The sequence below is a fragment of the Mycobacterium sp. NGS24 genome (assembly GCF_059813065.1).
Genome location: NZ_JCALDW010000016.1, coordinates 80,636 through 105,590, shown reverse-complemented (window position 1 = coordinate 105,590; position 24,955 = coordinate 80,636). Strand labels below are relative to the sequence as shown.

General features: G+C 68.5%; 20 protein-coding genes and 2 riboswitches. Of the genes, 7 read left to right on the top strand and 13 right to left on the bottom strand.

Annotation, left to right across the window (positions count from 1 at the left end; all coding sequences use genetic code 11):
* The first annotated feature begins 29 nt into the window (after window positions 1-29).
* The 6 genes from gnd (at window position 30) to AC5Y6Y_RS19365 (ending at window position 9,827) form a co-directional block, all read left to right on the top strand.
* Entirely contained in the window at window positions 30-1,487 is a 1,458-nt protein-coding gene (gene gnd / locus AC5Y6Y_RS19390) for an NADP-dependent phosphogluconate dehydrogenase (RefSeq protein WP_499918955.1), read from the top strand.
* A 14-nt stretch (window positions 1,488-1,501) separates the two neighbouring features.
* Window positions 1,502-2,938 (top strand): GuaB1 family IMP dehydrogenase-related protein, encoded by a 1,437-nt coding sequence (locus AC5Y6Y_RS19385; protein WP_499918952.1) that lies wholly within the window; start codon window positions 1,502-1,504, stop codon window positions 2,936-2,938.
* Window positions 2,939-2,945: 7 nt separating this feature from the next.
* Complete coding sequence (locus AC5Y6Y_RS19380; protein WP_463828987.1) at window positions 2,946-4,328, top strand: hemolysin family protein; 1,383 nt, start codon at window positions 2,946-2,948, stop codon at window positions 4,326-4,328.
* Complete coding sequence (locus AC5Y6Y_RS19375) at window positions 4,325-5,380, top strand: hemolysin family protein (protein WP_463828988.1); 1,056 nt, start codon at window positions 4,325-4,327, stop codon at window positions 5,378-5,380. Before AC5Y6Y_RS19380 ends, AC5Y6Y_RS19375 begins: the two co-directional genes overlap by 4 nt.
* A gap of 165 nt (window positions 5,381-5,545) precedes the next feature.
* The gene (locus AC5Y6Y_RS19370; protein WP_499918945.1) at window positions 5,546-7,735 is read left to right on the top strand and encodes a malate synthase G; all 2,190 of its coding nucleotides are present in this window, start codon (window positions 5,546-5,548) and stop codon (window positions 7,733-7,735) included.
* Window positions 7,728-9,827 (top strand): substrate-binding domain-containing protein, encoded by a 2,100-nt coding sequence (locus AC5Y6Y_RS19365; protein ID WP_499918943.1) that lies wholly within the window; start codon window positions 7,728-7,730, stop codon window positions 9,825-9,827. The genes AC5Y6Y_RS19370 and AC5Y6Y_RS19365 overlap by 8 nt, the downstream gene beginning before the upstream one ends.
* A 7-nt stretch (window positions 9,828-9,834) precedes the next feature.
* On the opposite strand, the gene AC5Y6Y_RS19360 is transcribed toward AC5Y6Y_RS19365, so the two are convergent.
* A complete protein-coding gene (locus AC5Y6Y_RS19360; protein ID WP_463828991.1) occupies window positions 9,835-10,683 on the bottom strand; it encodes a DMT family transporter in 849 nt (282 codons plus the stop codon).
* 49 nt (window positions 10,684-10,732) lie between these two features.
* Between AC5Y6Y_RS19360 and AC5Y6Y_RS19355 the strand changes: the two genes are divergently transcribed.
* Window positions 10,733-11,593 carry a haloalkane dehalogenase gene (locus AC5Y6Y_RS19355; RefSeq protein WP_463828992.1) on the top strand — a complete coding sequence of 287 codons (861 nt, stop codon included), beginning with the start codon at window positions 10,733-10,735 and terminating at the stop codon, window positions 11,591-11,593.
* Here the strand turns inward: AC5Y6Y_RS19355 and gcvP are convergent.
* The 12 genes from gcvP to AC5Y6Y_RS19295 all read right to left on the bottom strand — a co-directional run bounded on the left by gcvP (window position 11,590) and on the right by AC5Y6Y_RS19295 (window position 24,916).
* Window positions 11,590-14,412: an aminomethyl-transferring glycine dehydrogenase gene (gene gcvP / locus AC5Y6Y_RS19350; RefSeq protein ID WP_499918940.1), complete on the bottom strand. Its 2,823-nt coding sequence runs from the start codon at window positions 14,410-14,412 to the stop codon at window positions 11,590-11,592. The two genes, AC5Y6Y_RS19355 and gcvP, sit on opposite strands and share 4 nt — an antisense overlap.
* A 36-nt stretch (window positions 14,413-14,448) precedes the next feature.
* Window positions 14,449-14,560, bottom strand: a riboswitch (glycine riboswitch).
* Window positions 14,561-14,658, bottom strand: a riboswitch (glycine riboswitch). It abuts the riboswitch before it with no gap.
* Window positions 14,659-14,695: 37 nt separating this feature from the next.
* Window positions 14,696-15,316: a MerR family transcriptional regulator gene (locus tag AC5Y6Y_RS19345; protein ID WP_463828994.1), complete on the bottom strand. Its 621-nt coding sequence runs from the start codon at window positions 15,314-15,316 to the stop codon at window positions 14,696-14,698.
* A gap of 247 nt (window positions 15,317-15,563) precedes the next feature.
* Window positions 15,564-16,058, bottom strand: a complete 495-nt coding sequence (locus AC5Y6Y_RS19340) for a bifunctional nuclease family protein (RefSeq protein ID WP_499918937.1) — start codon at window positions 16,056-16,058, stop codon at window positions 15,564-15,566.
* Between the two features lie 49 nt (window positions 16,059-16,107).
* Window positions 16,108-16,848 carry a transcriptional regulator FtsR gene (gene ftsR / locus AC5Y6Y_RS19335; protein ID WP_463828996.1) on the bottom strand — a complete coding sequence of 247 codons (741 nt, stop codon included), beginning with the start codon at window positions 16,846-16,848 and terminating at the stop codon, window positions 16,108-16,110.
* Window positions 16,848-17,309: a glycogen accumulation regulator GarA gene (gene garA, locus AC5Y6Y_RS19330; RefSeq protein WP_463828997.1), complete on the bottom strand. Its 462-nt coding sequence runs from the start codon at window positions 17,307-17,309 to the stop codon at window positions 16,848-16,850. The genes ftsR and garA overlap by 1 nt, the downstream gene beginning before the upstream one ends.
* Window positions 17,310-17,559: 250 nt before the next feature.
* Complete coding sequence (gene gcvH, locus AC5Y6Y_RS19325; protein ID WP_499918934.1) at window positions 17,560-17,964, bottom strand: glycine cleavage system protein GcvH; 405 nt, start codon at window positions 17,962-17,964, stop codon at window positions 17,560-17,562.
* 34 nt (window positions 17,965-17,998) lie between these two features.
* Window positions 17,999-18,784 carry a DUF881 domain-containing protein gene (locus tag AC5Y6Y_RS19320; RefSeq protein ID WP_499918932.1) on the bottom strand — a complete coding sequence of 262 codons (786 nt, stop codon included), beginning with the start codon at window positions 18,782-18,784 and terminating at the stop codon, window positions 17,999-18,001.
* 18 nt (window positions 18,785-18,802) lie between these two features.
* Window positions 18,803-19,135, bottom strand: coding sequence for a small basic family protein (locus tag AC5Y6Y_RS19315; protein ID WP_083111365.1), 333 nt, complete (start codon window positions 19,133-19,135; stop codon window positions 18,803-18,805).
* 30 nt (window positions 19,136-19,165) lie between these two features.
* Window positions 19,166-20,086, bottom strand: a complete 921-nt coding sequence (locus tag AC5Y6Y_RS19310) for a DUF881 domain-containing protein (protein WP_463829000.1) — start codon at window positions 20,084-20,086, stop codon at window positions 19,166-19,168.
* Window positions 20,083-20,697: a CDP-alcohol phosphatidyltransferase family protein gene (locus AC5Y6Y_RS19305; protein ID WP_463829002.1), complete on the bottom strand. Its 615-nt coding sequence runs from the start codon at window positions 20,695-20,697 to the stop codon at window positions 20,083-20,085. The genes AC5Y6Y_RS19310 and AC5Y6Y_RS19305 overlap by 4 nt, the downstream gene beginning before the upstream one ends.
* A 233-nt stretch (window positions 20,698-20,930) precedes the next feature.
* Window positions 20,931-23,255, bottom strand: coding sequence for an accessory Sec system translocase SecA2 (secA2, locus tag AC5Y6Y_RS19300; protein ID WP_499918929.1), 2,325 nt, complete (start codon window positions 23,253-23,255; stop codon window positions 20,931-20,933).
* A 23-nt stretch (window positions 23,256-23,278) separates the two neighbouring features.
* Window positions 23,279-24,916 (bottom strand): acetolactate synthase, encoded by a 1,638-nt coding sequence (locus tag AC5Y6Y_RS19295; RefSeq protein ID WP_499918925.1) that lies wholly within the window; start codon window positions 24,914-24,916, stop codon window positions 23,279-23,281.
* Window positions 24,917-24,955: the final 39 nt, after the last annotated feature.

Genomic DNA, 24,955 nt, shown 5'->3' with positions numbered 1-24,955 from the left:
CCTAGTTCGCCAACCTGGAGAGGCAGGACATGAGTTCATCGGATTCGCCGACCGCGACCGCCCAGATCGGAGTGACCGGCCTGGCGGTGATGGGTTCGAACCTGGCCCGCAACTTCGCCCGGCACGGTTACACCGTGGCGCTGCACAACCGGTCGGTCGCGAAAACCGATGCGCTGCTCAACGAACACGGCTCCGACGGTGAGTTCGTGCGCACCGAGACCATCGCGGAATTCCTTGACGCACTGGAAAGGCCGCGCCGGGTCATCATCATGGTCAAAGCCGGAGAGCCGACCGACGCCGTCATCAACGAACTCGCCGACGCCATGGAAGAAGGCGACATCATCATCGATGGCGGCAACGCCCTCTACACCGACACCATCCGTCGGGAGAAGGCGATTCGCGAACGCGGACTGCACTTCGTCGGCGCCGGCATCTCCGGCGGCGAGGAGGGCGCCCTCAACGGCCCGTCGATCATGCCGGGCGGGCCCGCCGAGTCGTATGAGTCGCTGGGCCCGCTGCTCGAGGAGATTTCCGCCCACGTCGACGGCGTGCCGTGCTGCACGCACATCGGCCCCGACGGCGCCGGTCATTTCGTCAAGATGGTGCACAACGGCATCGAATACTCCGACATGCAGCTGATCGGCGAGGCCTACCAACTGCTGCGCGACGCGCTGGGCAAGTCCGCCGCGGAGATCGCCGACGTCTTCGACGAGTGGAACAAGGGCGATCTGGACAGCTTCCTGGTGGAGATCACCGCCAAGGTGTTGCGCCAGACCGACGCGAAGACCGGCAAGCCGCTGGTCGACGTGATCGTCGACGAGGCCGAGCAGAAAGGTACCGGTCGCTGGACCGTCAAGTCAGCTTTGGACCTCGGGGTACCGGTCACCGGCATCGCCGAGGCGGTGTTCGCCCGGGCGCTGTCCGGGTCGGTGGCCCAGCGCAAGGCGACCACCGGACTGGCTTCGGGGGACCTGGGCGACAAGCCCGGCGACGCAGCGCAATTCATCGAGGACGTCAAGCGGGCCCTGTACGCGTCGAAGATCATCGCCTACGCGCAGGGCTTCAATCAGATCCAGGCCGGCAGCGCCGAATACGACTGGGACCTCACCCCCGGTGACCTGGCCACCATCTGGCGCGGCGGCTGCATCATCCGGGCCAAGTTTCTCAACCGGATCAAAGACGCCTTCGACGACGACCCCGACCTGCCCACGTTGATCGTGGCGCCGTATTTCCGGGACGCGATCGAGGCCGCCATCGACAGTTGGCGGCGCGTGGTGGTGGCTGCCACGCAACTGGGTATCCCGATTCCGGGGTTCTCTTCGGCACTGTCCTATTACGACGGTCTGCGCACCGAACGGCTGCCGGCCGCGCTCACCCAGGGTCTGCGCGACTTCTTCGGGGCGCACACCTACGGACGGACCGACGAGGAGCCCGGCAAGAAGTTCCACACCCTGTGGAGTGGAGACCGAAGCGAAGTACCTGCTTAGCGAGTAACTAAACGATGAGATTTCTCGACGGGCACCGTCCGGCGTTCGACCTGACCTACAACGACGTGTTCATCGTGCCCAATCGGTCCGACGTCGCCTCGCGGTTCGACGTCGACCTGTCCACGGTGGACGGCTCCGGAACCACCATCCCGGTGGTGGTCGCCAACATGACCGCGGTCGCCGGTCGGCGGATGGCCGAGACGGTCGCGCGCCGCGGCGGCATCGTGATTCTGCCGCAGGACCTGCCCATCCCCGCCGTTCAGCAGATGGTGCAGTTCGTCAAGGGCCGTGACCTGGTGCTCGACACCCCGGTGACACTGGCGCCCGACGACTCGGTGTCCGACGCGCTGGCGTTGATCCACAAACGTGCCCACGGTGTCGCGGTGGTGGTCTTCGAGGGTCGCCCGATCGGCGTGGTGCGCGAAGCGTCGTGCGCAGGTGTGGACCGGTTCACCCGGGTGCGCGACGTCGCCGTCACCGACTTCGTCACCGCACCGGAGGGCACCGAACCGCGCAAGATCTTCGACCTGCTCGAACACGCCCCCCTCGACGTCGCGGTGGTGACCGCCGCCGACGGCGCGCTGGCCGGCGTGCTGACCCGCACCGGGGCGATCCGCACCGGCATCTACAGCCCGGCCCTGGACAGTGCGGGCCGGCTGCGGATCGGCGCGGCGGTGGGCATCAACGGCGACGCGGCCGCCAAAGCCCGGGCCCTGGCCGAGGCCGGAGTGGACGTGCTGGTCATCGACACCGCGCATGGACATCAGGCCAAGACCATCGAAGCGATCAAGGCGATCGCCGCGCTGGACCTGGGGGTGCCGTTGGCGGCGGGCAATGTGGTGTCCGCACAGGGCACCCGCGACCTGATCGAGGCCGGTGCCGGCATCGTCAAGGTCGGGGTGGGGCCCGGAGCGATGTGCACCACCCGGATGATGACCGGCGTGGGCCGCCCGCAGTTCTCCGCGGTGGTCGAATGTGCCGCTGCGGCAAGACAATTGGGCGGACATGTGTGGGCGGACGGCGGCATCCGGCATCCGCGTGACGTGGCGCTGGCGTTGGCCGCCGGTGCGGCCAACGTGATGATCGGGTCGTGGTTCGCCGGCACGTACGAATCCCCCGGCGACCTGATGCGCGACCGCGACAACCAGCCGTACAAAGAGAGTTACGGCATGGCCTCCAAGCGGGCGGTGGTGGCCCGGACCGGCGCGGACAGCCCGTTCGACCGGGCCCGCAAGGCACTGTTCGAGGAAGGGATCTCGACGTCGCGGATGGGGCTGGACCCGCAGCGCGGCGGGGTCGAGGATCTGATCGACCACATCACCTCCGGCGTACGCAGCACCTGCACCTATGTGGGCGCGGCGAACTTGGAGGAGTTGTACGAGCGAGCCGTGGTCGGCGTGCAATCGGCCGCCGGATTCGCCGAGGGGCATCCCTTGCCCACCGGCTGGTGATCGGCCTGTGACCAATCCCGGCACTCTGATCAGCGTGCTGGCCATCCTGGGGCTGACCCTGGGGACGGCGATATTCGTCGCGGCGGAATTCTCGTTGACCGCCCTGGACCGCAGCGTCGTCGAGGCCAACGCCCGCAGCGGCGCCACCCGGGACCGCTTCATCCGGCGGGCGCACCGCCGGCTGTCGTTCCAGCTGTCGGGCGCGCAACTGGGCATCTCGGTCACCACGCTGGCCACCGGTTACCTGATCGAGCCGTTGGTGGCCGACCTGCCGCACCCGTGGTTCGACGCGGTGGGAATGCCGGACGAGGTGGCCAACACGGTCACGGTGATCCTGGCGCTGCTGGTGGTCACCTCGGTGTCGATGGTGTTCGGCGAGCTGGTGCCCAAATACCTGGGGGTGGCCCGGCCGCTGCCCACCGCGCGGGCAGTGGTGCTGCCGCAGTGGTTGTTCTCATTCCTGTTCACCCCGGCGATCCGGCTGACCAACGGCGCGGCGAACTGGATCGTGCGTCGACTCGGCATCGAGCCCGCCGAGGAACTACGCTCGGCCCGCACTCCGCAGGAACTGGTCTCGCTGGTGCGCACCTCGGCGCGCAGCGGCTCCCTGGACGACGTCACCGCGGCGTTGATGCACCGCTCGCTGCAGTTCGGTGCCCTGACCGCGGAGGAGCTGATGACACCCCGGTCCAAGATCGTGGCGCTGCAGACCGACGACACCGTTGCCGATCTGGTTGCCGCCGTCGCGGACACCGGCTTCTCCCGATTTCCGGTGGTGCGCGGCGACCTCGACGAGACGGTCGGCATCGTGCACGTCAAACAGGCGTTCGCGGTGCCGGCCGGCAAGCGCGCGCAAACTCTGCTGACCACGGTCGCCAAGCCGGTCCCGGTGGTGCCGTCGACGCTGGACGGCGACGCGGTGATGGCCGAGATACGCGCGAACTCGTTGCAGACTGCGATGGTCGTCGACGAGTACGGCGGCACCGCCGGGATGGTGACCGTGGAGGACCTGATCGAAGAGATCGTCGGCGACGTCCGCGACGAACACGACGACGCCACCCCGGACGTGGTCGCCTCCGGCGACGGCTGGCAGGTCTCCGGCCTGCTGCGCATTGATGAAGTGGAGACGGCCACCGGGTACCGGGCCCCGGAGGGGCCGTACGAGACGATCGGTGGGCTGGTGCTGCGCGAGCTCGGACACATCCCGGAGGCCGGCGAGTCGGTCGAACTGCCCGCGTTGGACCGCGACGGCCTGCCCGATGCCTCGGTGCGCTGGCAGGCCAAGGTGGTCCAACTGGACGGCCGCCGCATCGACCAGGTCAAACTGTGGGAGGTGGGCCAGGTGCCGGATGACCGGCAGGAAGCCGGCTCGCAGCGGGGCACTCTATGAGCTCCCTGCTGGCGGTGCTGCTGGCGATCCTGCTGATCGCCCTCAACGGGTTCTTCGTGGGCGCCGAATTCGCGTTGATCTCGGCCCGCCGCGACCGCCTCGAGGCGCTGGCCGAGCAGGGCCGGGCCAGCGCGGTGACCGTGATCCGGGCCGGTGAACAGTTGCCGGCCATGCTGGCCGGAGCCCAGCTGGGCGTCACAGTGTCCTCACTGCTGCTCGGCCGGATCGCCGAACCGGCGGTCGCTTCGCTGCTGCGCAGCTGGTTGGGGCTGACCGGCATCCCCCCGGCGCTGCTGCACACCCTGGCCTTCGTCATCGCGCTCGCCCTGGTGGTGACCCTGCACGTGTTGCTGGGTGAGATGGTGCCCAAGAACATCGCACTGGCCGGCCCGGAACGCACCGCAATGTTGCTGGTGCCGGCGTATCTGCCTTACGTGCGGCTGGCACGGCCCGTCATCGTGCTCTACAACAAGTGCGCCAACGCGATCCTGCGGCTGTTCGGCGTGGAGCCCAGGGATGAGCTCGACAGCACGGTGTCCACCGTGGAGCTTTCAGAGATGATCGCCGAGTCGCTGTCCGAGGGTCTGCTCGACCAGGAGGAACACGTCCGGCTGACCCGGGCGCTGCGGGTCCGCACCCGGGTGGTCGGGGACGTGGCGGTGCCGCTGGCCAGGGTGCACGCGGTGCCGGTCAGCGCGCCCGGATCCGGACCCACCATCGGCGCGATCGAACGGGCGTTGGGCCAGACCGGTTACTCCCGGTTCCCGGTGGTGGACGGCGACGGCAACTACCTCGGTTACCTGCACATCAAGGACGTGTTGGCACTCGGCAGCGATCATCCGGACACCGTGATCGATCTGGCGCTGGTCCGCGCCCTGCCGCGGCTACCCGGATCGTTGAACGTGCCCGATGCGCTGTCCCGGATGCGGCGCAGCAACAGCCACCTGGCGCTGGTGACCGCCGGCGACGGAGCGGTGGTGGCCATGGTCGCGCTGGAGGATCTGGTGGAGGACCTGGTCGGCAACATGCGCGACGACGCGCCCCGCGACTGAGCGGCCGCGGATCGCTCGCTCAGCGCGCCATCACCTGGTCGCGCAGGTCGCCCAGGCTACGCTCGTCGAGTTACCGCTCGGTAGTCTGACACCAGTGAATTGGGTCCAGAACAAGGCTGCGCGAGGGTGTCGAGGGGCCGGCAGTGGCCAGTACGGAGGAGAACGATGACTGATCGGGTTACCGAAGGCAACCTGCGTGTCGCCCGGGTGCTCTACGACTTCGTCAATAACGAGGCGCTGCCCGGCACCGGCATCGACCCGGACAGCTTTTGGGCCGGCGTCGACAAGGTGGTCACCGACCTCACCCCGCGCAACCAGGAACTGCTGGCCATTCGCGACGAGTTGCAGGCCCAGATCGACCGGTGGCACAAGCAGCGGGTGATCGCGCCGCTCGACGGCGAGGCCTACCGCCAGTTCCTCACCGAGATCGGCTACCTGCAGCCCGAACCGGACGACTTCACCATCACCACCTCCGGTGTCGACGACGAGATCACCAGCACCGCGGGCCCGCAGCTGGTGGTCCCGGTGCTTAACGCGCGCTTCGCACTGAACGCCTCCAACGCGCGCTGGGGCTCGCTGTACGACGCGCTGTACGGCACCGACGTCATCTCCGAAGCGGACGGCGCCGAGAAGGGGACGAGCTACAACAAGGTGCGCGGCGACAAGGTCATCGCCTACGCCCGCCAGTTCCTCGACGTCGCCGCGCCGCTGGCGTCGGGCTCCTGGTCGGAGGTGACGGGCCTGAGCATCGAGGACGGCCGGTTGCAGCTCGCCACCGGTTCGGAATCCACCGCACTGGCCAGTCCGGAGAAGTTTGTCGGATATTCCGGCGAACTCGGCTCCCCCAGCTGGTCGGTGCTGCTGGTGAACAACGGCCTGCACGTCGAGATCCTGATCGACCCCGAGTCGCCGGTCGGCCAGACCGATGCCGCCGGCATCAAGGACGTGGTGCTGGAGTCGGCGATCACCACCATCATGGACTTCGAGGACTCGGTGACCGCGGTCGACGCCGACGACAAGGTGCTCGGCTACCGCAACTGGCTCGGCCTGAACAAGGGTGACCTGTCGGAGAAGGTCAGCAAGGGCGGCGAGACGTTCACCCGGACCCTGAACGCCGACCGCACCTACAGCACCCCGGACGGCTCCGGTGAGCTCACCCTGCCCGGCCGCAGCCTGCTGTTCGTCCGCAATGTCGGGCACCTGATGACCAACGACGCCATCGTCGACGCCGACGGCAACGAGATCCCCGAGGGTATCCAGGACGCGTTGTTCACCGGTCTGGCCGCGATCCACGGGCTGCGCACCGGGGACGACAACGGGCCGCTGCAGAACAGCCGGACCGGCTCGGTGTACATCGTCAAGCCCAAGATGCACGGGCCCGACGAGGTCGCGTTCACCTGTGAACTGTTCAGTCGCGTCGAGGACGTCCTCGGACTGCCGCAGGGCACGCTCAAGGTCGGCATCATGGACGAGGAGCGCCGCACCACGGTCAACCTCAAGGCGTGCATCAAAGCGGCCGCCGATCGGGTGGTGTTCATCAACACCGGCTTCCTGGACCGCACCGGCGATGAGATCCACACGTCCATGGAGGCGGGTCCGATGATCCGTAAGGGCGCCATGAAGAACAGCGTGTGGATCAAGGCCTACGAGGACGCCAATGTCGACACCGGCCTGGCCGCGGGCTTCAAGGGCAAGGCCCAGATCGGCAAGGGCATGTGGGCGATGACCGAACTGATGGCCGACATGGTCGAGCAGAAGATCGGCCAGCCCAAAGCCGGCGCCACCACCGCGTGGGTGCCCTCCCCCACGGCCGCCACCCTGCACGCCATGCACTACCACGCGGTGGATGTGTTCGAAGTGCAGAACGAGCTCGAAGGCAAGAAGCGCACCACCATCGACGAGCTGCTGACCATCCCGCTGGCCAAAGAGCTGGCCTGGGCATCCGAGGAGATCCGCGAGGAGGTCGACAACAACTGCCAGTCGATCCTCGGGTACGTGGTGCGCTGGGTCGAACAGGGCGTGGGATGCTCCAAAGTTCCCGACATCCACAACGTGGCCCTGATGGAGGACCGCGCCACCCTGCGCATCTCGAGCCAGTTACTGGCCAATTGGCTGCGCCACGGCGTGATCACCCGCGAGGACGTCCGCGCCAGCCTGGAGCGGATGGCGCCGCTGGTGGACAAGCAGAACGAGGGCGACCGGTCCTACCGGCCGATGGCACCCGACTTCGACGACAGCATCGCCTTCCTGGCCGCCCAGGAGCTGATCTTGTCCGGCGGTCAGCAGCCCAGCGGTTACACCGAGCCGATCCTGCACCGCCGCCGGCGGGAATTTAAGGCCCGCGCGGGTGGGTAGGCACAGCAGACCCGACCCCGAGGATTCGCCGCTCGACGAGGATCCGGCGCCCTTCGACGAGGCCACCGCGATGGTGGCTGAGGAGACGCCACAGCCCCCGGGATTCGTCGACGACCCGGACGACCGCGGCTACCCGGAGGACGACTACTACGCGCCGTTCTCGGTGCAATCCCAGCCGGAGTTGCGTCCCGAAGATCGTCCAGATCCGCCGTTTCCGCCGGAGACCCCCGCGGACGACTACCCCGACTTCGGCACCCGCCCGACCGATGCGCAGTCGTCGGGCTCGGAGCCGCCGTCGGAACTGCCGGCGACGCCCCCGCCGCCGCTGTTCAGCGCCGGCCAGCGGGGCGTCAACGACTGGCAGGGCGGACACCGCAGCAGCGGCGGGCGGCGCGGGGTGAGCGTCGGCGTGATCGTGGCGCTGGTCAGCGTCGTCGTACTGGTCGCCGGCGTGATCTTATGGCGCTTTTTCGGCGACGCGCTGTCACACCGGTCCCACACGGCCGCCGCCGGGTGTGTAGGCGGTAAGGACTCGGTCGCCGTGCTCGCCGACCCGACGATCGCCGACCCGGTGAAGGAGTTGGCCGACAGGTTCAACGCGCAGGCGGGCCCGATCGGGGACCGCTGCGTCACGGTGACGGTGAAACCGGCCGGATCCGACGCCGTCATCAGCGGGTTCATCGGCAAATGGCCGAGCGAGCTCGGCAACCAGCCGGGCCTGTGGATCCCGGGCAGCTCGGTCTCGGCAGCGCGACTGGCCGGGGCCGCGGGCCAGAAGACGATCAGCGACAGCCGGTCGCTGGTGACCTCTCCGGTCGTGCTGGCCGTCCGTCCCGAATTTCAGCCGGTGCTGGCTAAACAAGACTGGGCGGCCCTGCCCGGCCTGCAGTCCAACCCCAACTCGATGGCCGCCCTCAACCAGGCGCCGTGGGGCTCCCTGCGGCTGGCGATGCCGATCGGCGGCAACGGCGACGCGTCGTTCCTGGCCGGTGAGGCGATAGCCGCTGCGTCGGCCCCCGCGGGTGCGCCCCCGACCGCCGGGACCGCCGCGGTGCGCACTCTGATGGCCGGTCAACCCAAACTGGCCGACGACTCGCTGAACGAGGCGTTCGCTGCGCTGCTCAAGTCCGGGGATCCGGCGTCCGCGCCGGTGCACGCAGTGGTCACCACCGAGCAGCAGTTGTTCCAGCGCGGTCAGTCGACCCAGGATGCCAAGAGCAAGCTGGCCTCCTGGACCCCGCCCGGACCGGTCCCGGTGGCCGATTACCCGACGGTGCTGCTCAACGGCACGTGGTTGTCGCAGGTCCAGACGACAGCGGCCAGCGCCTTCGCCCGATTCCTGCACAAGCCCGAGCAGCTGGCCAAGCTGGGTAAGGCCGGTTTCCGCGCGAACGACGTCAAACCGCCCAGCAGCCCCGTCACCAGCTTCGCGGCACTGCCCGGCACCCTGTCGGTCGGCGACGAGGCGACACGCGCCACGCTGGCCGACACCATGGCCACACCGTCGGCCGGACTGGCCGCGACGATCATGCTCGACCAGTCACTGCCGGTCGACGACGGCGGCGGCAAGACGCGGCTGGCCAATGTCGTGGCGGCCCTGAACACCAGGATCAAGGCGCTGCCGTCCACCGCGGTGGTGGGACTGTGGACGTTCGACGGTCACGAGGGGCGCTCGGAGGTGGCGGCGGGACCGCTGACCGACCCGGTGAACGGCCAGCCCCGGTCGGCGGCGCTGCAGGCGGCGCTGGACAAGCAATTCTCCTCCAGCGGTGGCGCGGTGTCGTTCACCACGCTGCGCATGATCTATCAGGAAATGCAAGCCAATTACCGCACCGGGCAACAGAATTCGATCCTGGTAATCACCGCGGGACCGCACACCGACCAGTCCCTGGATGGACCTGGCTTGCAGGAGTTCATCCGGTCCAGCGCCGACCCGGCCCGGCCCATCGCAGTCAACGTCATCGACTTCGGTGGCGACCCGGATCGCGCCACCTGGGAAGCCGTCGCCAAACTCAGCGGCGGCAATTACCAGAATTTGGCCACCTCGGCCGGCCCGGAACTGGCCACCGCGGTCAACGACTTCCTGAGCTGAACGCTTCTCACCGGGTGACCGGCTCCGGTGCCTCGCCGAACCGGGCCAGCACCATCGTCGCGGAGACCGCGACGGCGAAGCCCAGGATGACCACCCAGCCCAGGCCGGGGCGGGCGCTGTCGCCCAGCCATACGACCCCGACGAGTGCGGGCGCGATCGTCTCGCCGACGACCATCGCCGCCACCGTCGTGGTCACGGACCCGCGTTGCAGCGCGGAGGTGAGCAACAGGAACGCGACCAGGCCACCGGCACCCGCCGCGTACAGCGCCGGGTTCGCGTAGAACGCGAGCTTGGTCGGGTTGGTCACCTCGATCAGCCGCACCCCGACCTCGACGACGCCGAACCCGGTGCCGGCGCCGAAGCCGAGCACCAGCGACCGTGCCCGGTCGCCCAACCGGCTGGTCAGCGCGCCCCCGAGCAGCACCACCGCGACTACCACCAGCAGCGCCCAGCCGAGCCCGGCGGGGGCGCGCCGATAGTGCCCCGGCCCGGCCGCGAGCGCCAGCATCGCGAGGCTGACGCAGACCACGCCGACGGCTGTCCACTCGACCGGCGACAGCCGCGCGGACAGCATCCACGCCGCGACGATGCCGGTCACTGCGATCGAGGCGGCCAGTGCCGCGGCCACCACATAGATCGGCACCAGCCGCAGCGCCGCCACCTGCAGCAGAAAGCCCAGACCGTCCAACCCGATACCGGCGAGATAGCGCCACTGCCGCAGGGCGCGAAGCACCAGCATCGCGTCCACCCCGGAGTTGCCGCCGGGTTCGACGGCCCGGGTCGCCGCGGCCTGCAGCACCGTCGCCGAGCCGTAACACACCGAACAACCGAGCGCGAGCAGGAAACCGATCAGCACCCCTCGACACTACGAGGACATACCATCGGTTGCTGACGCAAGGAGGGTGATGACGATCAACTTCACGCCGGATCCAGCGCTGTACCCGTTCGAGTCGCGCTGGTTCGACAGCTCCCGGGGTCGGATCCACTACCTCGACGAAGGGGACGGCCCACCGATCCTGTTCTGCCACGGCAACCCGACCTGGAGCTTTCTCTACCGGGACATCGTGGTGGCGCTGCGGGACCGGTTCCGCTGCATCGCACCGGACTACCTCGGTTTCGGGCTGTCCGAGCGCCCGCCCGGATTCGGCTACCGGATCGAGGAGCATGCCGGGGTGGTCGGCGAACTCGTCGACCATCTCGGCCTGGACGGCTTTGTGACCATGGGTCAGGACTGGGGCGGCCCGATCGGCATGGCGGCCGCGGTCGACCGGGCCGACCGGGTGCGCGGCGTGGTGCTGGGCAATACCTGGTTCTGGCCCACCGACGTGCTCAGCACCAAGATCTTCTCCCGGGTGATGTCGAGTCCGCCGCTGCAGTATGCGATCCTGCAGCGCAACTTCTTCGTCGAGCGGCTCATCCCGGCGGGCACCCAGCGCCGGCCCGACGCCGCGGTGATGCAGCACTATCGCGCCGTGCAGCCCGACGCCGCCGCGCGGGTGGGCGTCGCCCGCATGCCCAAGGAGATCCTGGCCGCCGAACCGCTGCTGCAGCGGCTGGCGCGCGAGGTGCCGGCCCGGCTGGGCGGCAAACCCGCACTGCTGATCTGGGGCATGAAGGACTTCGCCTTCCGGCCGGGGCCGTCGCTGCCCCGGATGACGGCGGCGTTCCCCGATCACGTGCTGGTCGAGCTGCCGGCGGCCAAGCACTACATCCAGGAAGATGCGCCGCAGCGGATCGCGGCGGCCATCGTGGAACGCTTCGGTTAGGCGAACGCCTCGATCGGCGGGCAGGAGCAGACCAGGTTGCGGTCGCCGTAGGCGCCGTCGATGCGCCGCACCGGCGGCCACACCTTGGGCCGGAACGCCTTGCCCAGCGGGTACGCCGCCTCTTCGCGGGTGTAGGGGTGGTCCCAGACGGAGGCCACCAGGCATTCGGCGGTGTGCGGGGCGCCGCGCAGCGGATTGTCGTCCACCGGCCACTCCCCTCTGCCGACCCGGTCGATCTCCCCGCGGATACCGATCATCGCCTCACAGAACGCGTTGACCTCGGCCAGGCTCTCGCTTTCGGTCGGCTCCACCATCAGGGTGCCGGCCACCGGGAAACTCATGGTCGGTGCGTGAAAACCGTAGTCCGCCAACCGTTTGGCGACGTCGTCGACGGTCACGCCGGTGGCCTTGGTGATGCCGCGCAGGTCCAGGATGCATTCGTGGGCGACCATGCCGTTCTCCCCGGTGTAGAGCACCGGGAAGTACTCGTCGAGCCGGCGGGCGATGTAGTTCGCCGACGCGATCGCGGTCAATGACGCTGCCCGCAGCCCGTCGCCGCCCATCATCCGGATGTAGGCCCAGCTGATCGGCAGAATCGAGGCCGACCCGTACGGCGCCGACGACACCGGATGCCCCTGGGGAAGTTCCGGAGCGTACGGGTGACCCGGCAGGAAGTCCGCCAGGTGTGCGCGGACCGCGACCGGACCCACGCCGGGACCGCCCCCGCCGTGCGGAATGCAGAACGTCTTGTGCAGGTTCAGATGGCTGACATCACCGCCGAACCTGCCCGGCCGGGCCAGGCCGACCAGCGCGTTGAGGTTGGCGCCGTCGACGTAGACCTGGCCGCCGGCGTCGTGCACGGCCGCGCAGATCTCGGCGATGTCGTGCTCGTAGACGCCGTGCGTGGACGGGTAGGTGATCATCAACGCCGACAACCGCTCGGCGTGTTCGCTCACCTTGGCGCGCAGATCGTCGAGGTCGACGTCGCCGTTCTCGTGGCAGCCCACCACGACCACCCGCATCCCGGCCAGCGCGGCCGAGGCGGCGTTGGTGCCGTGCGCGCTGGACGGAATCAGACAGATGTCGCGGTGCGGCTCGCCGCGGCTGGCGTGGTAGTCGTGAATGGCCAGCAGGCCGGCGTACTCGCCCTGCGAACCCGCGTTGGGCTGCAGCGACACGGCGTCGTAGCCGGTGATGTCCACCAGCCAGCTCTCCAGGTCGGCGATCAGCCGACGCAGACCCGGGGTGTCGGAGGCCGGGGCGAAGGGATGCTGACGCCCGAATTCCGGCCAGGTGATCGGCTCCATCTCGGCGGCGGCGTTCAGTTTCATGGTGCATGAGCCGAGCGGGATCATGCTGCGGTCCAGGGCGATGTCCTTGTCCGCCAGGGTGCGCAGGTAGCGCATCATCGACGTCTCGGTGCGGTATTCGCTGAATGCGGGGTGGGTCAGGAAATCCGAAGTGCGCGTGCCGATGTCGGTCCCGGCTGATGGCCGGGCCGACACGCCGAGCGCCGCCAGCACCACGGCCACCTGCGTGTCGGTGGTGGCTTCGTCGCACGCTATCGACACGTGGTCGGCGTCCACCCGCCACAGGTTGATGCCGTCGGCTTTGGCCGCGGCCACCACCTGCTCGGCACGGCCGGGTACCCGGGCCAGCACCGTGTCGAAGTAGGTGTCGTGCACCAGCGCGGCACCCAGGGCCGCGGCGATGGTGTCGGCGTGGGCGTGCACCCGCCGCGCGATTGCGGTCAGGCCCTCGGCGCCGTGGTAGCTGGCGTACATGGCGGCCATCACCGCCAGCAGCACCTGTGCGGTACAGATGTTGCTGGTCGCCTTGTCGCGGCGGATGTGCTGTTCGCGGGTCTGCAGCGCCAGGCGGTACGCGACGTCGCCGTCGGCGTCCACCGACACCCCGACCAGCCGTCCGGGCAGCTGGCGGGCGTGCTTGGTGTGCACCGTCAGGTATCCGGCGTGTGGGCCGCCGAATCCCATTGGCACGCCGAACCGTTGGGTGGTGCCGAACGCGACGTCGGCGCCGATCTCGCCGGGCGGCGTCAATAAAGTCAGCGCCAGCAGGTCAGCGCCGACGGCCACCAGCGCTCCGCGGTCATGGGCCTGCGTGACCAGGGCGCTCCAATCGGTGACCCGGCCGCTGGCTCCCGGCAGTTGCGCGATGACGCCGAAGAACTCCCCGTCGGGCAGGCCGTCGCGCAGGTCCGCCGTCACGATCTCGATGCCCAACGGCTTCGCCCGGGTGGCCAGTATCGCCGCGGTCTGGTCGAACACGTCGGTGTCCACGGCCAGGCGGTTGGACCGACCCCGGAAGGCCCGGTGCATCAACGTCATCGCCTCGGCCGCCGCGGTGCCCTCGTCGAGCATCGACGCGTTGGCGATCTCGAGCCCGGTGAGGTCGGTGACCATGGTCTGAAAGTTCAGCAGCGCTTCCAGCCGGCCCTGGCTGATCTCCGGCTGGTACGGCGTATAGGCCGTGTACCAGGCCGGATTCTCCAAGATGTTGCGCAGCAGCACCGGCGGGGTGAACGTGTCGTAATAGCCCTGCCCGATCATCGACACCGCGACGGTGTTGCTGTCTGCCAGCGCTCGCAACTCGGCGAGCGCCTCCGACTCGGTGGCCGCGGCCGGCAGCCGATCCAGTCCCGGGGCAGCGCCCGATTCGCTCAGCTTGTCCAGGATGCCGGACGGGACCGCCTTGGCGGCCAGCTCGTCGAGCGAGTCGACACCGATGACGGCGAGCATAGTGGCGACGGCGTCGCCGTCCGGGCCGATGTGCCGGTCTGCAAAGGTTTGGTGGAGCACAGCGGGAATCTCCTGACATGGGGGACGCGACCAAGGTCCTCCCCCTCTGTCCTCACCCGAGTGCCGGGCGCCTGAGAGATTCGGCGGCTACGCCTTTCCCCATCGGCGGGTGTGGGGGTGGATCCCGCACCGCTTTCCAGAGGCATCGTTGTCTGGCGCGGTCCGGGTGCCTGAGAGGTTGACGGAGAGGTGTTGCTCCTTCGGCGTCTGTAGCTGGCGGCCACAGAGCTCTCCCGCGCGAGAGCGATGCGGGTACCAGTTTACTGCGCGCGGTTTGAGCGCGTCAGCCGATCTTGCGGTCGCGGTGTTTGCGCCGCGAAGCCAGCTCGTCCTCGGGGGCGGCGATCGACTCGCCGCCGTCGGCGCGCTCGCCGGGGAAGTCGGCGATCACGCCGGTCAACTCGCGCATCGCACCCGAGACGGCGATCCCGAACACGCCCTGGCCGCCCTGCAGCAGGTCGACGACCTCTTCGGCCGAGGTGCATTCGTAGACGCTGGTGCCGTCGGAGAACAAGGTGATGTTGGCCAGATCCTGCACGCCGCGCTGCCGCAGATGGTCGACCGCGACGCGGATGTTGTGCAGCGAGATCCCGGTGTCCAGCAGACGCTTGACGATCTTGAGGACCAGGATGTCCTTGAACGAATAGAGCCGCTGGCTGCCGGATCCGGCCGCGCTGCGGATCGAGGGCACCACCAGCGAGGTACGTGCCCAGTAGTCCAGCTGGCGGTAGGTGATGCCGGCGATCTGGCAGGCACTCGGCCCACGGTAGCCCACCAACTCGTCCGGCACGGAGTCGTCGGGGAACAGTCCGGGCTGCACCGGTTCGCCGGCCACCACCGGCTTGGATCCGGTAGCCGGGTGATCGGCAAGGTCAAGCTGTCCTTGACGTGGCTGCTCGCTCACGGTGCATCCTCTCGCCGATCGCGCTGGTGGTTCAAAGCTGCGTCACTGACTGCCCCAACAGCCACGTTATTCTCAGGCCCGAGTGTGCTAGAGCATACGCCGTTCGGTGGCTGCCGTGCTGTGGGTCCATCATCAACTCGTCATCAAAGTATGGCGGCCGCCCGAAGGACTGAGTGATATCCGGCAGGCGTGTCGACATTCCGTTGTGTGATATGAGACGCATCCGTGATCTCGGGCGGGTACCCGATCACGTCGCCTTGAAATCGTCGGGCGACACGCTGTCGAGAAACTCTTTGAATTTCTCCACCTCGTCCTCGCGGACGGGGCTGCCGCCCTCTTCGTCGCTTTCATCCGGAATCAGCAGACCGGCTTGGGCGAGCACCGACTCCTCGACATAGATCGGCACGTTGACGCGCAGGGCGATCGCCACCGAGTCCGACGGCCGGGCCGACACCTTGATGTCCCGGTCGAAGATCAAGTCCGCGTAGAAGGTGCCTTCCTGCAGATCGACGATGCGTACCTCTTTGAGCGAATGCCCAAGCGCGGCAATCAAATCCCTGATCAGGTCATGGGTGAGCGGGCGCGGGGGTTCGACACCCTGTTGCTCCAGGGCGATCGCGGCGGCCTCCGACTGGCCGATCCAGATCGGCAGGTACCGGTCACCGTTCGTCTCGCGCAGCAGCAGCACCGGCTGATTCTGCGGCTGCTCGACACGAATGCCGACAACACGAACTTCACCCATCTGTGTCTGCCCTCCGCACGCCGCTGCCGTCGAAGGTGAAGTCTAGTCCTCAGCGATGCAGTACGTCGCGAACGGCCGACTTGATCAGCGAGGTGTGCAGCGTGATCGCCAGTGCGGCGACTTCGCGCGCCAGCTCGTCGGCCCGGTCCCGCGCGCCGGCTTTGCCCGCCTTGACCAGCGGCCCGGCGATCTGGGCGATCAGGTCCGACTGCCGGTCCGCCGCGGAGCGGAACGCACGCAAATGCCTTGGCTCCACGCCGTAATCGGCGAGCGCACGCGCACACTGCAGAATCACCACCGCGTGCTCGTCGAAGAATCCGCCTGGGCCGGTGGTGATGACCCCCGCCTTCAGCAGGGCGGTCAGGGTGCCCTCGTCGACGCCCGAACGGTCCAGCAGATCGTCGCGACTGAGCCGGACGGCGGTGGGTGAGACCGCGGCCGGCTCCGGGCCCGAGTCGGTGCCATCGCCCGCCACCGACACCAATCGCGGTACCGCGTAAGGAGATCCGACCGCCGGCAGCTCCCCGTCGGGCTGGGCGTCGAGCTGTGCCCGGATCACCTTCAGCGGCAGGTAATGGTCGCGCTGGGCGGTCAGGATGAAGCGCAGCCGCGCGCAGTCGTAGGCGGTGAATCTCCGATAACCCGACGCCGCGCGTTGCGGCGTCACCAGCCCCTCGGCCTCCAGGAAACGAATCTTGGAGATGGTGACATCGGGGAAGTCCGGTCGCAGCAGGTCCAGGACCGCCCCGATCGACATCCCGGAAAGTGCCGGGCTATCGGGTGCGCTCACTAGCCGCCGGATCCCCCGTCGTCGTCACCCTTGGGTCCGGTCAAGAAGACCAGCCGGAACTTGCCGATCTGAACTTCGTCACCGTTGGCCAGCACCGCGGAATCCACCGGTTCACGATTCACATAGGTGCCGTTGAGGCTGCCGACGTCGACGACGTTGAATTCCGAGCTTTCCAAGCGGAATTCGGCATGGCGACGGCTCACCGTGACGTCATCGAGAAAGATGTCGCTGTCGGGATGCCGGCCGGCAGACGTGATGGCCTGGTCCAGCAGGAACCGGGACCCGGCGTTAGGCCCGCGTTTGACGACCAGCAACGCCGACCCGGCCGGGAGCCCCTCCACGCCCGACACCGAACTCTCGGTACCCGCCTGCGCGGGTGCGTCCAGTTCGTTGAGGAAGTCGGCGCGGAAGACCGAGGTGGTCTCCACCGTGACTTCGTCACTCTGCTCGTTATCCGTCACCCGCTGCTCCTCACTGGCCGCTGTGGCGTCCATATGCCGGCGTAGTACGGGCCGTAGCTCGGCCCGCTTCCCACTCGCATTTACCGCTTGTACTGCTGTCTACCGCTTCACGTCCGTGCTGCCTTGACCGTACCGCGCACAGGTTGTCGATGTGGCAACCACCTGCAGGATCGTAAGCCCCGCACCCCGGCTTGTTCTACATCCGGCGCGCGACCCGCGATCCGCCCCGAAACTGGGAGGTTAGCAACCGTCATTCGGCCAGCGTGCCGCGGTAGGCCTCAGCGTCGAGCAGACCGGCGATAGCCGAGTCCAGGGCGGCGACGTCGGCGCAGCCCACCTGGAGTTCCAGCAGCCAGCCGGCGCCGTACGGGTCGGAATTCAGCAGCTGCGGCGTGCCGTCCACATCGCCGTTGACCGCAGACACGGTGCCCGACACCGGCGCATACAGATCGGACACGGATTTGGTGGATTCCACCTCACCGAACGAATCTCCGGCGCGCAGTTCGGTGCCCACGTCCGGCAGCTGGACGAAAACCACGTCACCCAGTGCCGACTGCGCGAAATCGGTGATCCCGACCCGCACGGTGTCTTCCCCGCTGCGGCGCACCCATTCGTGTTCGGCGGTGTAGTGCAGATCGGAGGGGATATCGGTCACGGTGATCCTGTTCTGGTCGATGGCCGGGGCTGCTTCACTTGACGGGCTGAGCGTATTGGCGCGTTTTCGGTGGCCGCAAGGTGGTCACCTCGACGTGGTCGGACTGCTGCACCGACATCCGTCCGCCGACGCGTTTGACGCTGTCCTCCGCACCGCCCGGAATGTTCATCGCCGCCGCCAGTGTCGGCGGATCACCAATGGCCAGAAGCGAATACGGCGGGGCGAAAGCTTTGTTGTCGATGGTCAACGAGCCCGCCGAGCCGACCACCCAGGTGTCGACGCCGACTCGCACCGACTGCTGCGCGTCGTTGATCTGGATGGCCTCGGCGCCCGCGGCGCGCAACTCGTTGATCACGTCCAGCATCACCTCCGGCGCCACCCCGGGGCCGGGGTCGTCGATCCTGATGGTGACGCCCGGTCCGGTCGCACCCACCGCGCCGACCAGGATGGACAGCGCGGCCAGGCGTGCCTGGGCGTTCTCGATGGCGGCCTGATCGGTGTTGCCCGACGCCTGCAGCCTGTTCAGCGTGTTCTGCAGGTCGGCGACTTCGGTGCTCAGCGTCGCCTCCCGCTGCCGCAGCGAATCCAGCAGCACCAGCAGGTCGGCGGGTCGGGCGGTTTCCAGGGAGTCGCCGGACTCGTTCTGCCGGACCTGGGTGACGATCGCGACACCCAGCACCAGGCACAGCAGCACGGCCAGCGTGCCGAACGCCAGGCGGGACCGGCCGGCCTTCGGGCGCCGCCGGCCGTCCGGGGGCAGCTCGTGCCGCCCGCGGTGCGCAGCCTCGGGCGACTTCGCCTCGTCCTGGCTCACCCACACCTCATCTCAGAGCTCAAGTCACGCCCCGAACAGTCGGCGGCGCAGCGCGGCTGCGTTGCCGAAGATCCGGATGCCCAGTACGACGATGATGGCGGTGGACAGCTGAGTGCCGACGCCCAGTTGGTCGCCGACGTAGACGATCAGCGCCGCCACCAGCACGTTGAACACGAACGAGACGACAAAGACCTTGGGGTCGAAGATGCGTTCCAGGTAGGCACGCAACCCGCCGAAGACCGCGTCCAGCGCGGCGACGACGGCGATCGGCAGGTACGGCTGGATCACCTCGGGAACACTGGGGTGAAACACCAGGCCCAGCACGATGCCGATGGCGAGGGCGGCGATTCCGATCATGCCGGCAGATGACTTCTCACTTGACTTTCCTTACGGCCCAATCTGGTTGGCGAACGTGACCTCCCGGACAGCTCCGGCCGGCAGCGCTAGACCGTCCCCCACGTTGACGTTGACGCCCACACCATAGGAGACCTCCAGCAGCCTAAGCCGACGCAGTCCGGGACTGCGATCGAAGGCGTCCCGCATCGCCTTCGGGGGCCCGATCGCCACGATGGTGTACGGGCTGGTGGTCGGGTTGTTGTCGACCAGGATCGCGCCGCCGGCTTGCCGGATGGTCACATTGGGGCCGATCCGGGCGCCGTCGATCGAAATCGCTTCGGCGCCACTGGCCCACAACGAGTTGACGACGAGTTGCAGGTCGCGGTCCAAGATGATCTGTTGCCTGCCGCTCACCCGCTGCTTGGAGGCGTCGGACAGGTTCGGTCCGGCGCCGGGGTCGGTGACGGTGACGGTCACACCCGGGCCGATCACCGCGGTGCTGGCGGCGGCCAGGCTCAGCGCGTCGAGGCGGGTCAGCAGACGTTGCCCCTCGGCGTCGTCGGTCAATGCGAGCCGCTGCACCTCGTCGACCTTCGCGGCCAGCGCGCTGCGCTGCCGGAACAGCCGGGTCGCGGCGGACTGCGTGGACCGGACATTCGCGGTCAGCAACTGCTGAGCCGTCCGCACCCCGGGCGCAACCGAACGGGCCTGGGCCACGGCGGCGGCGAACACCGCGGCGACCAGGGTCGCTGCCAACGCCTGCCACATCCAGCCGAAAGCTCGGGCGCGGTGGGTTTCCGGCGCGCCGCTGCGCTCGCGTGCGGCGGCCGCAGCCGCGTAGCCGGGGTCCAGATGCTCCGACAATAGGGCGCGGAGCAGCGAGGGCACCGGGATACGTTTCGGGCGGGATGTGTGCGCGCTCAGGCCGGCGTTGGGGTCGTAGCCCCCGAGCAGCCGATCGGGCTCAGTCATGCTCCTGCCTTCGGGTCGGCTGCAGCGCGGCTGACCTTCGGCATCGTGCGCAGGACCAGCACCACCTGCACCAGGTACAGCACGAACGCCCACAGGTACATGTACATGCCCCAGATCAGAAACGCCCACCCGCAGTACCCCACGACCCGGCTCCACAGCGCGTCCCACTGACCCAGCAGGACCAGCGGGAAACCGCACATCAGGGCAAAGGTCGCGGCCTTACCCACATAGGAGACCGGCAGCGCCGACAGGCCGCGGCTGCGCAGCAGTGGCAGGGTGGCGGCCAGCAGCGCGTCGCGGCCCACCAGCGTCAGCACGAACCACCAGGGCGCTATCCCGCTCAGGGCGAACACGATCGGGACGGTGACCATGTAGAGCCGATCGACGGCCGGGTCCAGCAGCGCCCCCAGCCGCGACGACTGGTCCAGCAGCCGGGCGATCTTGCCGTCCGCCCAGTCGGAGAACCCGCTGAACATCAGGATCGCCACCGCCCAGCTGTGGATATGGGCGACCAGCATCAGGTAGATGAAGACCGGAATGAGGGCCAGCCGCACGATGCTCAGCACATTGGGCACCGTCAGCACCCGATCCTGTGCCAACCCAGGCTCCATGAGCCGTGACCTTAGCCCGCCGACGATGCCGTCCGCACGCGGAGGGCTGAGGAGGTGGGCGATGCAGCCGGGCCCGCCGACGATGCCGTCCGCACGCGGAGGGTTGAGGAGGTGGGCGATGCAGCCGGGTCCGCCGACGATGCCGTCCGCACGCGGAGGGTTGAGGAGGTGGGCGATGCAGCCGGGTCCGCCGACGATGCCGTCCGCACGCGGAGGGCGTGTCTAGCCGGAGCTCAGCGGAAGACGCCGGGCAGGCTCAGCGTGGACAGGGTGTCGTCGGACAGCGGGTTGTCGTTGACCATGTAGGTCCACGTCGACGTCGGCCGGGCGAGCTTGGACAGGTCCAGCCCCTGCTCGTCTTCGAGGATGTTCGCCGTCTCGAACGTCTGCTGCGCCGCCTCGATCGCATCGGCGGCCAGCGAGGCGAACGCATCCACTGCCATCCGGTGGAACTCGTCGAGCGGATTCTGCCGACCCAGTGCCCGCAGGTGGATGCTCTCCCGGATATCGGCCAGATACGCGAGGTGATCAGCCCAGCCGCGGTCGAGGTGATAGAGCATGATCAACCGGCAGATCTTCTCCAGTCGCTCCTCGGAGAGATCTTCGGCCAGCTCCTTGTATCGCTTGGGGGCCAGCTCCTCGAGTTCCTCGCGCGCGGTCGCGTCGCGCAGCAGCGTGTTCCGGCGATCGACGATGATCGCCCGCTGCTGGGCGATCAGCTGGTTGTAGCGCCAGGTGTTGGCGTGCACGTCGAGCATCCGGCCCTCGGCGACCCGCTGCGCGTGATCGAGCAGTCCGGCCGCCTTCGGACTGACGATGCGGCCGTCTTCGTCGGTCTGCATCGGCAGCTTGTTGTGGTCGAGGTTGGCCGACACCACGTCGTCCTCCCAGCTGGAGAAGAATACCGACGAGCCCGGGTCACCCTGGCGTCCCGCGCGGCCCCGGAGTTGGTTGTCCAGCCGCTGGGTGTGGTGCCGGCCGGTGCCCACCACGTGCAGGCCGCCCAGTTCCGCGACGCGGTCGTGGTCGGATTCGTCGGATCCGCCCAGCCGGATGTCGGTGCCCCGGCCGGCCATCTGCGTCGACACGGTGACCACGCCGTGCTTGCCGGCCTCGGCGATCACCTGCGCCTCTTCCGCGTCGTTCTTCGCATTCAGCAGCACCGCGGGAACGTCGCGACGCAACAGCCGCTCGTGCAGGTCCTCGGATTCGGCGACGTCGCGGGTGCCTACCAACACCGGCTGCCCGGTCTTGTGCACCTCGGCGATGTGCTCGACGATCGCGTCGTTCTTGGCGGCCGCGGTGATGTAGACCCGATCGGATTCGTCCTCGCGGATGTTGGGTGTGTTCGGCGGAATCGGCGACACACCCAGCTTGTAGAACTGACGCAACTGCTCACCGGCGGCCAGCGCGGTGCCGGTCATCCCACACACTGTGGTGTACCGGTTGATCAGCGCCTGCACGGTGATGGTGTCGAGCACCTCACCGGTCTCGGTGGTCTCGATGCCTTCTTTGGCCTCGACGGCGGCCTGCAGACCGTCGGGCCAGCGCTGCAGCTGCGCGATGCGCCCGCGCGAGGAGTTGATCAGGTGCACCGCGTCGTCGCGCACGATGTAGTGCACGTCGCGCTGCAACAAGACGTGCGCATGCAGGGCGACGTTGATTTCGGTCAGCGTGGTGCCGACGTGTTCCTCGGAGTACAGGTCGATTCCGCCGAGCGCCTTCTCGACCTTGCGGGCACCCGATTCGGTGAGATGGACGTTGCGGCTGTCGGAATCGGTGTCGTAATCGGTCTCCGGGTTCAACCGGCCGACCAGGTTGATGATTTCCACCCGCGGGGTCTCCCGGTGGCTGGTGCCGGCCAGCACCAGCGGCACCAGCGCCTCGTCGACCAGCACCGAGTCGGCCTCGTCGATCAGCGCCACGTCGGGATTCGGCGAAACCAGGTCCTCCACGTCGGTCACCAACTGGTCGCGCAGCACGTCGAACCCGATCTCGTTGACCGAGGCGTAGGTGACGTCGCAGTCGTAGGCCGCGCGGCGGTCCGCACTACTGGACTCCGCGGTGATCCAGCCGACCGTCAGGCCCATCGCCTCGATCAGCGGACCCATCCATTCGGCGTCCCGGCGGGCCAGATAGTCATTGATGGTCACCACGTGCACATGTCGGCCGGCCAGCGCGTACCCGGCCGCCGCGATCGCACCGGCCAGCGTCTTGCCCTCACCGGTGGCCATCTCGATGACGTCCCCGGCGAGCATGCGCAGCGCACCCAGCAGCTGGACGTCGAACGGGCGCAACCCGGTTGTCCGCTCACCGGCCTCCCGGGCGATCGCCAGGAACTGGGGGATGTCGTCGGAATCGGCGAGATCGTCGAGGTTGAGCAGTTTGGAGGCCTTGCGCAACTTTTCGTCGCTGAGGTCGGCGGCTTCCTTGTCGTACTCCTCGGAAGCCGTCACGACCTCCATCGAGCGGCTGCGGTCCTTTTCGGTGCTGGCGCCCAGCAGACGCCAGAAGCGGCCGCTCAGACGGCCGGGTTGGGAACGGGTGGTCTTAGGCACAGCCCAACGGTACGCGGCGGCATTTACGCCAGGTTGGAGCGGCGCGGGTAGGCGACGCTGGGATCGGTCAGGACGTTGACGACCGAAGGCAGCCCGCTGGCGAAGGCGCGGTCCAGCGCAGGGCGAAGCTCGGCCGGTGCCGAGACCAGTTCGCCGTGCGCGCCCAGGGCACGGGCCACCTCGTCGTACCGGGTGCCCGGACGCAGTTCAGCCACTACCGAGTAGCCGTACAGCGCCTCCATCGGGTGTTTCTCCAAACCCCAGATGCCGTTGTTGCCCACCACCGACACCACCGGCACGTTGTGCCGGACCAGGGTGTCCCATTCCATCCCGCTGAACCCGAACGCGCCGTCGCCCTGCAGCAGCACCACCTGCCGGTCCGGGTGAGCGAGCTTGGCCGCCAACGCGTATCCGGGACCCGAGCCCAAGCAGCCGAACGGGCCGCTGTCCAACCAGCAGCCCGGCTGGTAGCTGTCGATCACCCGGCCGGCGTAGGAGCCGAAATCTCCGGCGTCGATGACCACGATCGCGTCGCGATCCAGCAGCGGGGCCAGCTCGGCGTAGACGCGCATCGGGTGCAGCGGGATGCGGTCTTCGGCGAGTTCGGCCTGTTCCAGGTCGCGCGCGGCGGATTCGGCCAGCCGCAGCTCGTCGATCCAACTCTGGTGCCCGGTCGCGCCGCATCCGGCCAGCGTCGACAGGATCGCGTCGAGGTCGCCGTACAGCTCGGCGGCCACCGGGCGCGGATGGCCACGCTCCGGGCGGGCCCGGTCGGCCACCACCAGCTGGGTCTGCTCGCCGAACACCTTGCCGAAGCCCAGCCGGAAGTCCATCGGGACGCCGACGATCAGCGCCACGTCGGCGCCGCCCAACGCTTTCGAACGAGCCCGGGAGAACGCCAGCGGATGGTCGGCGGGCACCGCGCCGCGGGCCATCCCGTTCATCAGCACCGGAATGCCCAGCTGCTCGGCGAGGCGCAGCAGTGCGATCTCCCCGCGACCCCACCAGACATTCGTGCCGGCCATGATCACCGGCCGCTGGGCCTTGGACAGCAGGTCGGCTGCCCGGTCCAGCGCGTCGGTGTCGGCGCTCGACGGTTCCGGCAGGTCGAACAGGGCACCGACGCGCCCGTCGTCGTCGGCCATGGAGAAGACGTGATCCATCGGGAAGTCGACGAATCCCACCCCCGACGGTGCGCCCACCGCGGCCCGCAGTGCCTGGTCGACGAGCCGGCCCGCGTCCTCGGCTGACTGGGCGGTGGCAGCGAAACGGGTCAGCGGCGCCACGAACGGCACATGGTCGATCTCCTGCAGCGAACCCATTCCCCAGCGCAACGCCGGTGCCCGGCCGCCCAGCACCACCAGCGGGGACTGATTCTGCTGCGCGGCCGCCATGGCGCTCATGCCGTTGGTGATACCCGGCCCCGCCGTCAACGCGGCCACACCCGGCACCCGGGTCACCTTCGACCAGCCCTCCGCGGCGAACGTCGCGGTCTGCTCGTGGCGGGTGTCGATCAGCCGCACCCCTTCGTCGCGGCAGCCGTCGTAGATCGAGAACAGATGCCCGCCGGACAGAGTGAACATCGTGTCGATGCCGCTGGCCTTGAGCCGGCGGGCGATGAGCCGGCCGGCGTGGACGGTGGGTGGAGCTGCGGTGCTCATCCCGGCAGCCTAACCGCCGCGCTCGGGTACCTTCGCGGG

Coding starts and splice junctions, on each gene's coding strand:
- AC5Y6Y_RS19315 (WP_083111365.1), bottom strand. CDS start 19,135: ATGATCGGAATCGCCGCCCTCGCCATCGGCATCGTGCTGGGCCTGGTG.
- AC5Y6Y_RS19370 (WP_499918945.1), top strand. CDS start 5,546: ATGACTGATCGGGTTACCGAAGGCAACCTGCGTGTCGCCCGGGTGCTC.
- AC5Y6Y_RS19355 (WP_463828992.1), top strand. CDS start 10,733: ATGACGATCAACTTCACGCCGGATCCAGCGCTGTACCCGTTCGAGTCG.
- AC5Y6Y_RS19375 (WP_463828988.1), top strand. CDS start 4,325: ATGAGCTCCCTGCTGGCGGTGCTGCTGGCGATCCTGCTGATCGCCCTC.
- gnd (WP_499918955.1), top strand. CDS start 30: ATGAGTTCATCGGATTCGCCGACCGCGACCGCCCAGATCGGAGTGACC.
- AC5Y6Y_RS19385 (WP_499918952.1), top strand. CDS start 1,502: ATGAGATTTCTCGACGGGCACCGTCCGGCGTTCGACCTGACCTACAAC.
- AC5Y6Y_RS19295 (WP_499918925.1), bottom strand. CDS start 24,916: ATGAGCACCGCAGCTCCACCCACCGTCCACGCCGGCCGGCTCATCGCC.
- AC5Y6Y_RS19310 (WP_463829000.1), bottom strand. CDS start 20,086: ATGACTGAGCCCGATCGGCTGCTCGGGGGCTACGACCCCAACGCCGGC.
- AC5Y6Y_RS19340 (WP_499918937.1), bottom strand. CDS start 16,058: ATGGGTGAAGTTCGTGTTGTCGGCATTCGTGTCGAGCAGCCGCAGAAT.
- AC5Y6Y_RS19305 (WP_463829002.1), bottom strand. CDS start 20,697: ATGGAGCCTGGGTTGGCACAGGATCGGGTGCTGACGGTGCCCAATGTG.